A 13,905-nucleotide genomic window follows, 5' to 3' on the forward strand; every position below is an offset into this window, starting at 1 on the left:
CCGAACGGGCATGCTGGGCCGGATGGAGCAGCGGACGCGGTCGTGGTGGGGATGGGGCTGGACCGGCGAGGCCATGGCCGACGAGGCGTGCTCGGCGCTGGCGGCCGGGTTGCCGGGGTGCGCGACGACACCGGTTCCGGTCCCGGTCGTGCCCGGCCTGCGCGCTCCGCGGACCGCGCCGCCCGCCGCGCTCGCCGGCCTGTGCACCGCGGACCCCGCCGTCCGCGCCGGGCACACCTACGGCAAGGCGTTCCGCGACGTCGTCCGCGCGCTGGACGGCGACCTGTCCGGCGCACCCGACGTCGTCGTCCTCCCGCGGACCGAGGACGACGTCGCCGCGGTACTGGACTGGGCCGGGGACGCGGGCGTCGCCGTCGTGCCCTACGGCGGCGGCAGCTCGGTCGTCGGCGGCACCGAGTACCGGGGCGACGGGCCGTGGGTCTCGCTGGACCTCACCCGGCTCGACCGCGTCCTGGAGGTCGACGCCACCAGCCGCGCCGCCCGGGTGCAGGGCGGCACGCTCGGGCCGTGCCTGGAGGACCAGCTCCGCCCGCACGGGCTGACCATGCGCCACTTCCCGCAGAGCTTCGAGTTCTCCACCGTCGGCGGCTGGCTCGCCACGCGCTCCGGCGGCCACTACGCGATGGGGCGCACGCACGTCGACGACTTCGTGGAGTCGCTGCGGGTCGTCACCCCGGTCGGGGTGTCGGAGTCGTGGCGGCTGCCGGCCTCGGGCGCGGGTCCCTCGCCCGACCGGCTGTTCCTCGGCTCGGAGGGCGCGCTCGGGGTGATCACCGAGGCGTGGCTGCGGGTGCAGCGCCGCCCGGAGCACCGGGCCTCGGCGGCGGTGCGGTTCGTCCGGTTCCCCGACGCGCTGGCGGCCGTCCGCGAGATCGCGCAGTCGGGCGTCACGCTGGCGAACTGCCGGCTGCTCGACCACGGCGAGGCCCACTTCTCCGGCGCCGCGTCCGGCGGGCACGCGGTGCTCGTGCTGGGGGCGGAGTCGGCGCACGGCCCCGTCGACGTCGCCGGTCCGCTGGAGATCGCGCTGGCCCACGGCGGCGTGGTGGAGGAGGAGCCCGCCGACGGCCGCGACGGCGCGGTCGCCTCGTGGCGCTCGGCGTTCCTGCGCATGCCCTACCTGCGCGACGGGCTCACCCGCTGCGGCGCGATCGTCGAGACGTTCGAGACGGCCTGCACCTGGGACACCGCGGCCGTGCTGGTGGAGGCCGTGCGCACCGAGGTCGGCGCCGCGGTGCGCGAAGTGTGCGGCGTCGAGGGGATCGTCAACTGCCGCCTCACCCACCTCTACCCCGACGGGCCCGCCCCGTACTTCACGGTGCTCGCCGGCGGGCGGCCCGGGATGCAGCTCGGGGCGTGGGACGAGATCCGCGCGGCGGCGACGGAGGTGCTGGCGCGCCACCGCGCGACGATCACCCACCACCACGCCGTCGGCCGCGACCACCGCCCCGGCTACGACCGGCAGCGGCCCGACCTGTTCGCCGCGTCGCTGCGCGCGGTGAAGGACGTGCTCGACCCGCGCGGCGTGCTCAACCCGGGCGTGCTGGTCTGAACCCGTCCGGCGATGATGCGGAGGTGCTCCCCCTCCCCGGCGACGACGAGGTGCTCCGCGCGCTCGTCCACCGCCGCGACTCCGGCCGGCGCGACGACGGCCACCGCATCGCGCTCGTCGTCAGCGGGGGCGGGATGCGCGGCGCCTACGCGGGCGGGATGGCGCACGCCCTCGACGACGCCGGGCTCGGCGGCTGCTTCGACGTCGTCTACGGCAGCTCGGCGGGCGCCTACATCGGCGGCGCGCTGCTGCTGGGCGACGGCCGCGGCGCCGCGCACATCTTCTTCGAGGACATGGCGTGCCGGGCGTTCGTCGACCCGCGCCGCCTGGGCACCCGCCGCCCGGTCGTGTCGCTCGACCACCTCCTGGGCCACATCCTCACCGTCGCCAAGCCGATGTCGTGGGAGGACCTGCGCGACTCCCCCGTGCCGCTGCGGGTCGTCGCCACCGCGGCCGACGACCTGAACCCGCACGTCCTGGAGCCCGCGACCGTCGACGAGTGGCGCCTGGCCCTGCGCGCCACCGCGGCCATCCCGCTGCTGGCCGGGCCCGCCGTCACGCTGCACGGGCGCCGCTGGATCGACGGGTCGGTGGCGGAGCCGCTGCCCGTGCTCCGGGCCCTGCGCGACGGCGCCACGCACGTGCTCGCGCTGCTCAACCGGACGCTGCCCGAGCTGCGGGCGGGAGACCCCGGCGCCGGGCCGGGCCGCTGGGCCCGCGCGCTCGACCGGCTCGCCCCGGGGCTGGGCGCGATGACGCAGGAGAGCGTGCGGCACGGGCCCGCGCTGGCCGTGCTCGACGACGCCGGGCACCCCTCCCGCAGCGGCGTGCACCTGCGCGCGGTGCTCCCGCTGCGCGACGTCGGCGTCCACGGCCTCACGATCGACGCCCGGCGCGTCGAGCTCGCCGCCCGCGTCGGGTACGCGTCGCTGGAGGCGGCGATGGAGAGCGTGGCGGCGGCGTGACGCGGTCCCGGTGTCCGGCGCGGTGACCGACGCCCTGGTCGAGCGGCTGCGGGCGGCCGGGTGCGTGTTCGCCGAGGACGAGGCGCGGCTGCTGCGGAGCGCGGCCGGCTCGGACGTCGAGCTCGACGCGCTGGTCGCGCGGCGGGTGGCGGGTGAGCCGCTGGAGTACGTCGTCGGGTTCGCGGAGTTCTGCGGGCTGCGGATCGCCGTCGGGCCCGGGGTGTTCGTGCCGCGGGTGCGCACGGGGTTCCTGGCCGAGCGGGCCGTGGCGCTGACGGCGGCGAGCGCGGTCGTCGTCGACCTCTGCTGCGGCACCGGCGCCGTCGCCGCGGCCGTGCTCGCGGCCGTGCCGGACGCCGAGGTGCACGCCGCCGACGTCGACCCGGTCGCCGTCGCGCTGGCCCGGCGCAACCTCCCCGGCGGGCACGCCCACGAGGGCGACCTCGACGCCCCGCTGCCCGCCCGGCTGCGCGGGCGCGTCGACGTCCTCGTCGCCAACGCCCCGTACGTCCCGACGCGCGAGATCGACCTCATGCCGGCCGAGGCGCGCCTGTTCGAGGCGCGGGCCGCGCTCGACGGCGGGCCGGACGGCACCGGCGTGCAGCAGCGGGTGGCCGCCGCGGCCCCGCGCTGGCTCGCCCCCGGCGGGCACCTGCTCATCGAGACGAGCACCCGCCAGGCCCCGCTGACGCGGGCGGCGGTGGAGCGGCACGGGCTGGCCGCGCGGGTCGTCGTCGACGAGGAGCGGGAGGCGACCGTCGTGATCGGTGTCCGTCCGGCCCGATGAGTCGCGGCCCCGGCGGTCGGTCCCGGCATGGCGCAGCGCAGGCCGGGCGGTCAGCGCCGCAGGTGGGTGCCGAAGAAGTCCAGCGTGCGTCCCCAGGCCAGCTCGGCGGCGTCGGCGGTGTACATCGAGGGCGCGTCCCGGTTGGAGAAGGCGTGGAAGATCTCCTGGAACAGCAGCACCCCGGGCGCGCGCTCGCGGTCGGGTCGGGCGCAGAAGGCGTCGAAGGACCCGCCGTCGTGCGCCTGGACGCGTTCGTAGCGGCTCACGGTCACTCCTCGTCGTCGACGTCGGGCGGCCGATCATGGCGGTCGGCCGCACGCGTGTCGAGCACCGGCTGGCGCAGGATCGTGCGCAGCTTCGCGGGGTCGGTCCGGCGTGGGTCGCCGAGGTAGATCTCGTGGTGCCTGCCCGTCATCGTGAGCCCCCGACCGGGGATGAACTCCTCGTGGACGCGGCGCAGCAGCGCGGTCTCGTCGTCGTAGCCGCCGACGTGGAGCACCTGGACGCAGCGGCCCTCCGACAGCGACTCCAGGCGCAGGTCGTCGAGCCGCGGGGGCCGCTTCTTCCGACCCACCCGCTCGACCGCCTCGGCGACCATCGCGGTCGTGACCCACGGCGGGGCCAGGATCATCATGGTCCAGTCCCACCGCGACTTGTCCCGGGCCGTGGTGAAGGTGCTCATGTCCTCGGCCCACCACAGGCCCTCCAGCGGCATCACCACGAAGTCGCGGTCGAGGCTCGTCCGGCTCAGCGTCTTGAGCCCGTAGGCGACGGGGTAGAGCGTCGACACCGCATCGGTGTAGGCGGGTGTGTTCGGGTCGCCGTGGCCGTCGACCACGAGGTACTGCAGGTCCGGTACGTCGACGACCTGCGGCGTGCGACCCGCGCGGTAGCAGGGCAGCTCCCGCTTGAAGTCGATCTTGTCGGGCACGGGCGCTCCTGTACCGGGCGGGGAACTGCCGCCAGCCTTCCGCGTCGCGGCGGACCTGTCACGGACTGGGTCATGATCTGTGCGCGTCACAGATGAGTTCCGGACGCGCGTCCGGTCCATACCGGCATGAGCGATGCGGACACCCCCACGGGCAAGGTCGTCGTGAACCGGGCGATGTCGTTGGACGGCTTCATCTCCGGCCCCGACGACGCCATGGACTGGGTCATGGAGTATCGGAGCGAGACCCTCTTCCCCGAGGTCATGCAGGCCACCGGCGCGATGCTCGCCGGCCGGCGCACCCACGAGGTCGGCAAGCGGATGTCGCCCGAGGGCGCCGACTACGAGGGCGGCCCGCTGTTCGTCCTGACCCACCGCCCGCCGGAGGAGCCGGAGCGCGGCGTCACCTACCTCACCTGCGACGTCGAGGAGGCCGTCGCCACCGCGCGCGCGGCCGCGGGCGGGAAGAACCTGGAGATCCTCGGGGCCGACCTGGCCGGCCAGTGCCTGCAGCGCGGACTCGTCGACGAGGTGCTGGTGTACCTCATGCCGGTGCTGCTCGGCGACGGCGTCCGGTTCTCGGCACCCGGGCTCGGCCGGGTCGACCTCGACCCGATCGACACGACCCGGTCGGGGCCGGTGACGATGCTCCGCTTCCGCGTGCGGAACTGAACCCGCGGGTCGATCAGTCGCCCAGGCGCCCGCGCAGCGCCGCGATGTCGGAGCGGACGGGCTCGCCGTACCCCTCGGCCGGGAGGTCCGACTCCGCCGGCCGGGCGTCCGCCAGGTGCTGCCGGGCCTCCTCTGATCGTCACAGGGGCCGGCGGGCCGCAAGTAGGCCTCTGACAGAACAGGCCCGCGCCGGGGGGAGGTCGGCGCCCCCTGGTGCCCCTCCCCTGATCTACGAAGCAGCGTCGGGCGCGGGCGGAGCCCGGCTGTGCAGTGTCTCCGCCAGACTGGCGCGACTGGTCGCAGACGGTTGAGGAGGGTGGGTCGGGATGACGTTCGATGATGCCGAGGTCGCGTATCTGCATTCGCACTCGTTGGGGCGCTTGGCGACGGTGGGCGAGGACGGGCAACCGGACGTGGTGCCTGTCGCGGTGGAGTTCGACGGGGTGTTCTTCTGGGTGGGTGGCGGTGATCCGTCGTCGGTGCTCGCGACGCGGAAGTTCCGCAACGTCGCCGCCGGGGAGCACCGGGTGGCGCTGGTGGTCGACGACCTGGTGTCTCTGGACCCGTTCATCGCTCGCGGTGTGCGGGTGTACGGCACCGCGGAGGGGCCGGTGGAGCGGGTCGGCATGATCGGTCCGGGGGTGTTCTTGCGGATCGCGCCTGAGGTGTCGTGGAGCTGGAACATGGCCGGGGAGCCGGTCGGGGGGTCGTGGTACCCGTCCCGCAAGGTCGCGCACGGTGCAGCACCTGCGGCTTCGTGAGATGAGTACTGGTCCGGCCAGGCGAGGCGGATCGTTCGGGCGATCGACGACGGCGCGCGGTGTGGACGCAGAAGCGGCCCCCGACCGTGTTTCCACTGGTCAGGGGCCGCTTTACCGGGGTGTGGCAGGTGAAGGATTCGAACCTTCGTAGGCTAAGCCGACGGATTTACAGAGAGCTGCCAAAGCGGCCCCGACCTGCGGCGGGGCAACTGACTAGCCGTCTGAGTCCGCGCATAGTCCGCGCTCGGCAAGTGGCAGGGTTGATCAGGCCGTCGCGGCGCGGCGATGATTGCGGCCATGGACGCCGTCGTCGTCAGTTTGATCGCTGTGGCGGGCACGCTGCTCGGGTCATTGACCACGTACCTGTTCCAGCGGCGAACAGCGCTCCACACAGAGACGACTGCACGTGCCGAGCGGCTGCGTCAAGACCGACTCGCAGCATGCGGTGCGTTCGCAGCGGCCGTCACGGAGGTCAAGCGGGCCGTGATCACCGCGTGGTTCCGACGCGATGTCCAGGACGACGAGTGGCGGACGGCCATGACCGAAGCAGACACGCTGGGAGCTGCGGCGGAGGGGGCCTATATTCGCATGCTGCTCCTGACGAGCCTGTCAGATGGTCTGTGTAACAAGATCCTCTTGAGTTGAGGAGTACACAGATGTCCGTGATCGATGATCAGGATGTGCATCCGCTCGGAGCCGCCCCCTCGGTCGGTGCCGAGCCCGAGACGGCCCGTGACGCCGTGAACCGGATGGTCGATGCCGGTCTGCTCGACGGGCTGATGTCCAAGGTGGATGCCGGTGAGCTCGCGCTGACCGGTGACGGGGGCTTCCTCCCCGAGATGATCAAAGCGGTCCTCGAGCGTGGCCTGGCCGCCGAGCAGACCGCTCACCTGGGCTACGAGCGTGGCGACCCGGCCGGGCGCGGGACCCCGAACTCCCGCAACGGGTCCACCCCGAAGACCCTCGCGACCGAGGTCGGCGACGTGGCGCTCGACGTGCCGCGGGACCGGGCCGGAACCTTCGAGCCACGGCTGGTCCCGAAGGGGTCACGGCGCACCGGCGGCCTCGACGAGATGATCGTCTCGCTCTACGCGGGCGGGATGACGGTGCGCGACATCAGCCACCACCTGGCCCGCACGCTGGGCACCGAGCTGTCCCACGACACGATCTCCAAGGTCACCGACTCGGTGCTCGAGGAGGTCAAGCTCTGGCAGTCCCGCCCGCTGGAGGAGATCTACCCGATCGTCTACCTCGACGCCCTCATGATCAAGGTTCGGGACGGGCACCAGGTCCGCAACCGGGCCGCGCACATCGCCGTCGGCGTCGACCTCGACGGCGTCAAGCACGTCCTGGGCATCTGGGTCCAGGCCGCCGAGGGTGCGAAGTTCTGGGCCGGAGTGTGCGCCGAGCTGCGCAACCGCGGCGTCCGGGACGTGATCATCGTGTGCTGTGACGGGCTGTCCGGGTTCCCGGAGGCGATCGAGGCGACCTGGCCGCAGTCGATCGTGCAGACCTGCACGGTGCACCTGCTGCGGGCGGCGATGCGGTTCGTGTCCTACTCCGACCGCAAGAAGGTGGCCGCGGCGCTCAAGCCGATCTACACCGCCCCGACCGACGAGGTCGCCCGCGTGGAGCTCGACGCGTTCGCCGCCTCCGACCTCGGGCGCCGCTACCCGGCGGCGGTGATGACCTGGACGAACGCGTGGGAGCGGTTCATCCCGTTCCTGGCGTTCCCACCGGAGTTGCGGCGGATCATCTACACGACGAATGCGATCGAGTCGCTGAACTACCAGCTCCGGAAGATCATCAAGAACCGTGGTCACTTCCCGAACGACGACGCCGCGATCAAGCTGCTCTGGCTCGCCATCCGCGATATCGAGGACAAGCGAGCCCGGGCACGGGAGAAGGAGAAGGGGCTGCCCGCCCACGCCCGCCGAGCGTCTGGCCGACTCGTCGAAGGAGCCGTCGTCCAGGGCTGGAAACAGGCCCTCGGCGCCCTCGCCCTGACCTACCCCGAACGCCTCAGCCCCTACCTGTCCTGACAATTTCTAGATCGACTTACACAGAGATCTTGACAGGCCCCTCCTGACCGACGACGCGAACCTGCGACAGCTGGCCGACGCACTGTCCGCCCACATCGGCGTCCTCCGGTCCTCCGCCGACAAGGCCCAGCTTGAGCGTCGCGAAGTCAAGTTCGCTACTGCGAGGGAAACCTTCATCGCAGCAGCACGAACCACCATCGCGACAGCGTGATCCTTTTAAGGGGTGCCGCTCCCCCGCCGTGACCATGGCCGTGACCTGGTCCGACTCCGTCGTCGGCCCAACCACGACGAGAACTTCGGCGCGTATTTGGCACACGGCGGTCGGTCTGGCCCTTCGGCCGCCTGGCGTCAACGCCACCTTGACGCCGCGGCCCGCACACGACCAGTCCGCTCGTCCCGGGTGCCTACTCCCCTCCGGCTTCCTCGTACTGGCCGCTCTCCTCGTCGCGGCGGGTGGGTCAAGGGGGCCGCAGGCATCGCGAAGCGACGGCGCAGCCGCCCTTGACACGGCCGTCGCGGCGTGGACGATGACTCGGCCGAGGGAGCCATTCCAACGAACCGAACCACCGACGTCCACGCCGCCGCGGCTGCGTTCTGTATCAGGGGCGTGGAGTTCCGCCAGGCTGCGGGTTCGGGTCGCCAGGCTGGCAGTTGTGCCCCTTAGCAACACGGATACGGATGAAGTGCGGGTCATCACCGCGGCCAGGGCCAGGCTCCTCGTTGAGGTATTGCACGGTGTCGCTCACGTAGTCGCCCATGCATGCCTTGGGCTGCCACGGCTCCGCCGGGCCGTCGGCCATGGCCGGGGCTGCCGTAGCGAGAGTTAGCCCCGCGATCATGAGGCCGATGGCGGCTGTCCTGCGCATGGCGATTCTCCCTGGATGGATGGCTGGTTGGTCCGCCCGGCATCGTGTCGTGCCGGGGACTGCTTCGACATCGCGACGCCTGCTAGCGGCGTTACTGCGCTTGGCCCACACGGCCGGGGCTTACCGGCGCAGTACCAGGGAGCGTCAGGACTGCATGCTCGCCGACATCGTTTCTGCGGATCGATCGCTGGCCGTCGGTGGGAGCGGGGCCGGGTAGCCGAGCCACGCCGGCCGCGACCGGGCCGGAGGTGTAGGGAGCGAGTCGGCGGGGCCGGCGTAGCCGGCCACGCGCGCCGCCGACAGGCGGCGCACTTGATCCCATAGAGACAGATTCGGCAGCATCGCTCGTGACCTAGGTGAGCTACGTCGAGACCCGGACGAAGATGCGCAGGTGGGAGCACCTATCTGGGAATTCGGCTCGGAGAATGTGAGCGAGCGCTTCGTTGTAGAGGCGGAAGCCCCGCTTCCTCGGGTCGCCCGGTGCCGCCTCGTGCCGTCTGAGCTGCGGTTACGGCTGGTGTCGGCCGGTGACGGCCGGACCCACCGGTCCTGATCCGGAAATGCTCCGCCTCCAGCCTCCACCCAGGTAGAGGGGAGTGCGACCGGTAGTTGACCGGTACCGCTACGAAGTAGCCAGAGGCGTCGGAGCGACGAGCCGCGAGGGGTCCTGATGAACCACTACGTCGAGGCTGTCCATGACTTCGTCATTCAGCTTGACTCGGATGGTGTATCGACCCGTCGCGGCGATAGGTAGGTGGCGTAGTGGCACAGAGACAGGGAGGTGCGGCGAGGGCAGACTCTTCGCATCTGTCTGGGTGTCGGGCAACATGGCCCAGCTCCAAGTCATGCTGACTTCGGCGACCTGCTGGTCGTCCTCACCGCGCACGTCGACGACGACAGCATGCTCGGCGTTAAAGTCATCGGGACCTTCGGCTCGAAAGAGCAGACCTAGATCCACATCCAGGGGACCTGGAAGGTTCTGAAGCGCAACCTGCGTGATGCCAGCACCGAGAACGTTCAAGAGATTGTCCCGCACCGTTGCTCGGTCGCACAGTGCGGACATCGCGAGCTTCAACGGAACCCCTGACGCATCATCGGCAGCACAGTAGACCCACCGCCCGTTGTGAAGCTGCCACGGGCTGCAAGACCGTAGTTCGCCCGGCCGCCGACCGTACCGACGGTCCTCGTCGTCCGGGTGGTAGTGACGACCCGGACAGGTCGCGTGTACGACGAACTCGTGCGAGACGCAGGCGTCGAGGTGGCTAACACCGGGTGTGATCGAACTACAGGAGCCGGGGAGGCGTGGTCGTCGTCCATGCTCGCCCAGTCCACGTCGAGGTACAGCAGGCCATGAGCGTTGTCGATGCTCGCGACGGTCGCACGACCAGCGATGCCGTCCTCGGGCTCGAACACGGTGACCTCCTCGAAGAGCGTCACTGGCCGACTGGTGTTGCTCTGCCGAGTACGGATGTAGCCCTCTGGCGTAACCGCGTTGACGTCAATCTCGACCCGGGCAGGACCTCGCGTAAGAGTCTCCGTCACTTCTTCCACGACAGGTTCCTCCTCCGGCCCTCCATGAACAGCTGCGAGAGACGCTCCACGTCCAAATCACGAAGCTCGTCGCCTAGTACCACATCGTAGTGGTGAATCGGCGGCGAGGTCTCGACTGTGTCGAACCCGGCGTCGCGCAGCAACCGTTCGGTGACGACGTGGATGTTCTTGGACGTCGGCAGGACCTCGCTGCAGAGGCGCGCGAGCAGCTCCTCGTCCGTCTCCGAGCCGATGCGCATCGCGAACGTCGAGACGGCGTACCACGGAATCTGCGCTCTACGTTCGCGGTCGGCGTACTCCTCCTGCGCCGTCTCGCGCAGCTTCTCGACACTGATCGGCGAGAAGCGAACGACCACCAGGTCGCCCGGGACGACATCGGGCACCTGCAACAGGCTAGCGGGGTCCTCTGACAGCGCTTGCGCGGATTAGCTGTCCGCCCGCCGAACGGCAGAACGTGTCGCCGGGCAACCGCGCCTGAGGCGGGCAGCTCACGCGTTGGCACCCCGCCCACGTAGATCGCCTCGCGCCATCTCGTCGACCTGGCGTAACCCGATCACGCCACGGCCGGCGGGCAACGGACCGCCAGACCGGACCACGTACAGCAGACGCCCGCGGTTGGCGTCGCTGCCCCGGACCAGCTCGCCAGGCTTGCCCTCCGGCCGTGGCGTGATAGCCCTCTGGGAGGTCGTCGAGATGGCGCGCACTACTCTCCTCGAAACCGCGCCAGCCTGCTCGTCCCGCCCTCTCGGAGACCTGCCCGCCCGGCGAGGGCAGTTCTTCTAGATGAGCCTAGAGATGGGGACGTCACGGAAGGGGTTGGCTGTACCGCCCGTGTGGAGGTTGACCCACGTGAAGCCCTGGTCGCGCAGTCGCCTGATCACGTCGTAGGTGGCGGGCTCACCGACACGAGTCCAGCCGTCCATGCCGTTGGTCTCAGGCCGCGTCGCCTCACCCGTCGGCCTCCAGGCGTTGTCGACCCTGACGGTCCTGTTGGCGCTCGGTGGAAACTGCGCCTGCGCGCTGGCGAGGATGTGCGGCCGCATGTACGGAAGGCTAGCCCGCTTGAGACATCGTTCAGGCCCCTACGAGCCTGCGGTGCCGCGCCCCGTTCCTCGTGTCCGCGCGCCTGGGACCGGCCGCCGGGCCGCATGCCCGGCGAGCGCTTGCGCGGGCACACAACGCAGCACGGGCCGCCTTGAACAGGGAAGAAAACTCTGAACACGCTTGACTTGGGCAGTGTTGTCAGCGGCCAAGGTGACGGCCGGACGTCGTCCGGTACAGCGAGGGTTCGTAGCGCGCTGCGCGGTCGGTCGAGAGTAGATCGGTCAGGGCGTCGAATGCGGGCAGCGTGGTTGCGCCGAGCAGTTCCGACAGGCGACGGACGCTGATGAACTCAGCTCCATGGGCTCGAGCGTCGTCGGCGATACGGTCAACAGCAGGCAGATCGGCTGTCGTCGGTTCGTGCGCCTGGCGGGCGGCGAGCCGCATGGCCTTCTTGATTTCGTAGGCAATCTCCGAGACTCCGGTGACCTCGCGGATCGTTCGCTCTGCCTCGTCCAGCGACGCAGTGTCGGTCAAGTGGACTGCGGGGGTCACATCGGCTGCGCGCTTCGCATCGACAGCAGAGACCTTCGTCGTGGCATCCGTCATCTCGATGTGGTCACCGGCGTCCCGGACTTCGACTTTCCCGCGCCGCCCCGTGGCTGCCGCGGCTAGCAGCCCGGATGCCTCAGACGGATGCCACCCGAAAACATGCCGGACGGGGGCGACGGCCGCGGCATCGAGCGGGGGTAGTTGCTGCGCGTCTAGCAGGGCCAGTCGTTCGGCGATCAGTGCGGCAGGTAGTTCTCCGTCGAGACCGGCACCTGCGATGAGTAGTCGTGTCGGGAGGCCGGTTCGCACGCAAGCTGCGAGTGCGAGCTGATCGGCAAGCGGGCTACGCAGTTCTGGGTCCGCGCCGTTGGTGAGGGCGTCGCCTCCGACGTCGACGATGTCGATGTCGTCGAGCTGGAAGAACTCGACCGTGGCCGCGATCTGGCGGGCCATCCCGACCGCTCCCCCACTCGGATCGAGCAACAGGAGCCGGGCGGGCAGCTCAGCCGCGAGCCTGGGAAGTGACGAGCCGGCGCCACCGATGGGGGTGGTCGTGGCGACCACTTCGAGCACGTGCGGCGCAAGCTGGTGCAGGCCGGTGAAATCGGCTGCGATCCGCGGACCGGGAAGCGGGTCGACCATGAGTCGATCCCACGAGTAGGTCATGACGACCGGCGGGCCGGACATGCCCTGGCAGCCGGCGATCGCGGCGCCGGTGATGGCGTCTCCTCCGCCGCCGGCGGCGACAATCAGTGTCCGCACACGGGTGACCCTACGTGAACTCCAGTGAACGTCAGGAGCCTAGAGTGGCAAGTGGCATAGGACAGTTGATGAGCGCGAGGGGCAGATGCCCGAGATCCAGAAGGTGCTCCCCAAGTACCTGCAGATAGCCGGCCACATCCGCGACCAGATCGTCCGCGGGGACCTCAGCCCTGGTGATGAGGTGCCGTCGGAGCGTGAGCTGGCCGCGCGGTGGAGCGTGGCTCGCCCGACCGCGGCCCGCGCACTGGAGTCGCTGCGGGTGCAGGGCCTCGTAGAGTCTCGGCAGGGTTCGGGGACCTACGTCCGGGCGAGTCAGTCCGCGCCGCGGGCCCGGGAGCGGTACGAGCGGGGCCGTGATCTCGGCACCATGTACGGCGCGACGGAGTCCGTCGAGTTCCTGGCGACCGACATCGTGGCCGGCGTCGATCACGTCGTCGAGGCGTTACAGCTTCCCCCTGGCAGCGACGTGATCCGTAGGATTCGTCTGCTTCGCGGTGAGGACGGGAAGCCGATCGAGCTGTCGACGTCGTGGTTCGCCCCCCACCTCGCCGAGCAGGCGCCCCGACTGCTGCACCCGGAACGGCTACTCGGTGGGACGGGCAAGTACATCGCTGAGGTGACCGGGCGCGAGTCCGAGTACGCCCGCGATCAGGTCGCCGCGCGACTGGCCACGGCCGACGAACGTCGCCTGCTCGAACTCCCCCGGCCGGCGGCCGTCCTGGTCTACCGGCTGACCGCCTACGACTCGTCTGACCTGCCGATCCAGTTCGATGACGCGACGTATCCGTCGGACCGCTGGGCCTTCCGCCAGGAGTACCCGCTGGCCCGGTAGCCCTGCCCCCGTGCGGGTTGTCCACACCCCCATTGCCTCAGTGGCCTATGCCACTTATAGTGGCAAGTGGCATAGGCCACACGGTCTGCCGCACACACAGGAGACGCAATGGCGATCAACGGAAAGTTCAAGGTCAACCACGGGGACGTGTTCCCGCACGGCGCGTACGTCGTCGGGGACGTGGAGCCGGTGCGGGATTTCGAGCGCTCGACCCGGGAGCGTCCGGTGCAGGCCACCGACAAGGACTCCGGCTTGCTGGTGTGGTCGGTGTCGGTGCTCGACCCGGACCCCGACGCCCGGAAGGACGCCAAGACGGTCACGGTAAAGATCTCCGCCCCGCACCAGCCGGTCCCGCCGGAGGCGATCCCGGGGATGCCGTTCCGGCCCGTCGAGTTCGACGGCCTCATGGTCACGCCCTACCTGAACGAGAACGGCGGCCGGGCCCGCGTCGCCTACAGCTTCCGCGCGGCCGCGATGCGCGCCCCGCAGCAGGCCGGCTCCGGCAAGCCGGCGCCCCGCGCCAATTCCGGGGAGGCCGCCTGATCGACCTCATGGCGGAGGGGAGCCGCGGCG

General features: G+C 70.8%; 16 protein-coding genes. 10 read left to right on the forward strand and 6 right to left on the reverse strand.

Features of this window, described 5'->3' with window-relative positions; all coding sequences use genetic code 11:
• Positions 1 to 22: 22 nt before the first annotated feature.
• The 3 genes from I4I82_RS10295 to I4I82_RS10305 are packed head-to-tail and all read left to right on the forward strand — an operon-like array spanning position 23 to position 3,325.
• On the forward strand, positions 23 to 1,573 hold the full coding sequence (locus I4I82_RS10295) for an FAD-binding oxidoreductase (protein WP_225920565.1): 1,551 nt from the start codon (positions 23 to 25) through the stop codon (positions 1,571 to 1,573).
• Between the two features lie 23 nt (positions 1,574 to 1,596).
• Entirely contained in the window at positions 1,597 to 2,538 is a 942-nt protein-coding gene (locus I4I82_RS10300) for a patatin-like phospholipase family protein (RefSeq protein WP_226369976.1), read from the forward strand.
• 22 nt (positions 2,539 to 2,560) lie between these two features.
• Entirely contained in the window at positions 2,561 to 3,325 is a 765-nt protein-coding gene (locus tag I4I82_RS10305) for a putative protein N(5)-glutamine methyltransferase (protein WP_226369977.1), read from the forward strand.
• Between the two features lie 50 nt (positions 3,326 to 3,375).
• On the opposite strand, the gene I4I82_RS10310 is transcribed toward I4I82_RS10305, so the two are convergent.
• On the reverse strand, positions 3,376 to 3,591 hold the full coding sequence (locus I4I82_RS10310) for a dienelactone hydrolase family protein (RefSeq protein ID WP_225920566.1): 216 nt from the start codon (positions 3,589 to 3,591) through the stop codon (positions 3,376 to 3,378).
• A gap of 2 nt (positions 3,592 to 3,593) precedes the next feature.
• Positions 3,594 to 4,256, reverse strand: a complete 663-nt coding sequence (locus I4I82_RS10315) for a GyrI-like domain-containing protein (protein ID WP_226369978.1) — start codon at positions 4,254 to 4,256, stop codon at positions 3,594 to 3,596.
• 126 nt (positions 4,257 to 4,382) lie between these two features.
• On the opposite strand from I4I82_RS10315, the gene I4I82_RS10320 reads away from it, so the two are divergent.
• The 5 genes from I4I82_RS10320 (at position 4,383) to I4I82_RS35185 (ending at position 7,939) form a co-directional block, all read left to right on the forward strand.
• Positions 4,383 to 4,925, forward strand: a complete 543-nt coding sequence (locus I4I82_RS10320) for a dihydrofolate reductase family protein (RefSeq protein ID WP_218593781.1) — start codon at positions 4,383 to 4,385, stop codon at positions 4,923 to 4,925.
• Between the two features lie 326 nt (positions 4,926 to 5,251).
• Positions 5,252 to 5,686, forward strand: a complete 435-nt coding sequence (locus I4I82_RS10325) for a PPOX class F420-dependent oxidoreductase (protein WP_218593780.1) — start codon at positions 5,252 to 5,254, stop codon at positions 5,684 to 5,686.
• A 297-nt stretch (positions 5,687 to 5,983) separates the two neighbouring features.
• A complete protein-coding gene (gene kilB, locus I4I82_RS10330; protein WP_218595656.1) occupies positions 5,984 to 6,331 on the forward strand; it encodes a plasmid transfer protein KilB in 348 nt (115 codons plus the stop codon).
• 11 nt (positions 6,332 to 6,342) lie between these two features.
• On the forward strand, positions 6,343 to 7,728 hold the full coding sequence (locus tag I4I82_RS10335; protein WP_218594897.1) for an IS256 family transposase: 1,386 nt from the start codon (positions 6,343 to 6,345) through the stop codon (positions 7,726 to 7,728).
• 43 nt (positions 7,729 to 7,771) lie between these two features.
• On the forward strand, positions 7,772 to 7,939 hold the full coding sequence (locus tag I4I82_RS35185) for a hypothetical protein (protein ID WP_504739264.1): 168 nt from the start codon (positions 7,772 to 7,774) through the stop codon (positions 7,937 to 7,939).
• A gap of 1,277 nt (positions 7,940 to 9,216) precedes the next feature.
• Here I4I82_RS35185 and I4I82_RS10340 read toward each other — a convergent pair.
• From I4I82_RS10340 to I4I82_RS10355, 4 genes are all read right to left on the reverse strand, one after another.
• Positions 9,217 to 9,669, reverse strand: a complete 453-nt coding sequence (locus I4I82_RS10340) for a DUF6941 family protein (RefSeq protein WP_218591787.1) — start codon at positions 9,667 to 9,669, stop codon at positions 9,217 to 9,219.
• Positions 9,666 to 10,031 carry a hypothetical protein gene (locus I4I82_RS10345; RefSeq protein ID WP_218591786.1) on the reverse strand — a complete coding sequence of 122 codons (366 nt, stop codon included), beginning with the start codon at positions 10,029 to 10,031 and terminating at the stop codon, positions 9,666 to 9,668. Before I4I82_RS10345 ends, I4I82_RS10340 begins: the two co-directional genes overlap by 4 nt.
• A 101-nt stretch (positions 10,032 to 10,132) precedes the next feature.
• Positions 10,133 to 10,528: a hypothetical protein gene (locus I4I82_RS10350; RefSeq protein WP_218591785.1), complete on the reverse strand. Its 396-nt coding sequence runs from the start codon at positions 10,526 to 10,528 to the stop codon at positions 10,133 to 10,135.
• Positions 10,529 to 11,387: 859 nt separating this feature from the next.
• Positions 11,388 to 12,500: a DUF1152 domain-containing protein gene (locus I4I82_RS10355; RefSeq protein WP_218591784.1), complete on the reverse strand. Its 1,113-nt coding sequence runs from the start codon at positions 12,498 to 12,500 to the stop codon at positions 11,388 to 11,390.
• 85 nt (positions 12,501 to 12,585) lie between these two features.
• On the opposite strand from I4I82_RS10355, the gene I4I82_RS10360 reads away from it, so the two are divergent.
• Positions 12,586 to 13,332 carry a GntR family transcriptional regulator gene (locus I4I82_RS10360; RefSeq protein ID WP_218591783.1) on the forward strand — a complete coding sequence of 249 codons (747 nt, stop codon included), beginning with the start codon at positions 12,586 to 12,588 and terminating at the stop codon, positions 13,330 to 13,332.
• A 108-nt stretch (positions 13,333 to 13,440) separates the two neighbouring features.
• Positions 13,441 to 13,875: a plasmid replication, integration and excision activator gene (locus tag I4I82_RS10365; protein ID WP_218591782.1), complete on the forward strand. Its 435-nt coding sequence runs from the start codon at positions 13,441 to 13,443 to the stop codon at positions 13,873 to 13,875.
• The last annotated feature ends 30 nt before the right edge of the window (positions 13,876 to 13,905 follow it).

Source organism: Pseudonocardia oceani (genome assembly GCF_019263585.2).
Classification (GTDB): domain Bacteria; phylum Actinomycetota; class Actinomycetes; order Mycobacteriales; family Pseudonocardiaceae; genus Pseudonocardia; species Pseudonocardia oceani.

Excerpts from the sequence above, each read along its gene's own strand:
- I4I82_RS10295 (WP_225920565.1), top strand. The coding sequence starts at position 23 with ATGGAGCAGCGGACGCGGTCGTGGTGGGGATGGGGCTGGACCGGCGAG.
- I4I82_RS10320 (WP_218593781.1), top strand. The coding sequence starts at position 4,383 with ATGAGCGATGCGGACACCCCCACGGGCAAGGTCGTCGTGAACCGGGCG.
- I4I82_RS10325 (WP_218593780.1), top strand. The coding sequence starts at position 5,252 with ATGACGTTCGATGATGCCGAGGTCGCGTATCTGCATTCGCACTCGTTG.
- kilB (WP_218595656.1), top strand. The coding sequence starts at position 5,984 with ATGGACGCCGTCGTCGTCAGTTTGATCGCTGTGGCGGGCACGCTGCTC.
- I4I82_RS10335 (WP_218594897.1), top strand. The coding sequence starts at position 6,343 with ATGTCCGTGATCGATGATCAGGATGTGCATCCGCTCGGAGCCGCCCCC.
- I4I82_RS10360 (WP_218591783.1), top strand. The coding sequence starts at position 12,586 with ATGCCCGAGATCCAGAAGGTGCTCCCCAAGTACCTGCAGATAGCCGGC.
- I4I82_RS10365 (WP_218591782.1), top strand. The coding sequence starts at position 13,441 with ATGGCGATCAACGGAAAGTTCAAGGTCAACCACGGGGACGTGTTCCCG.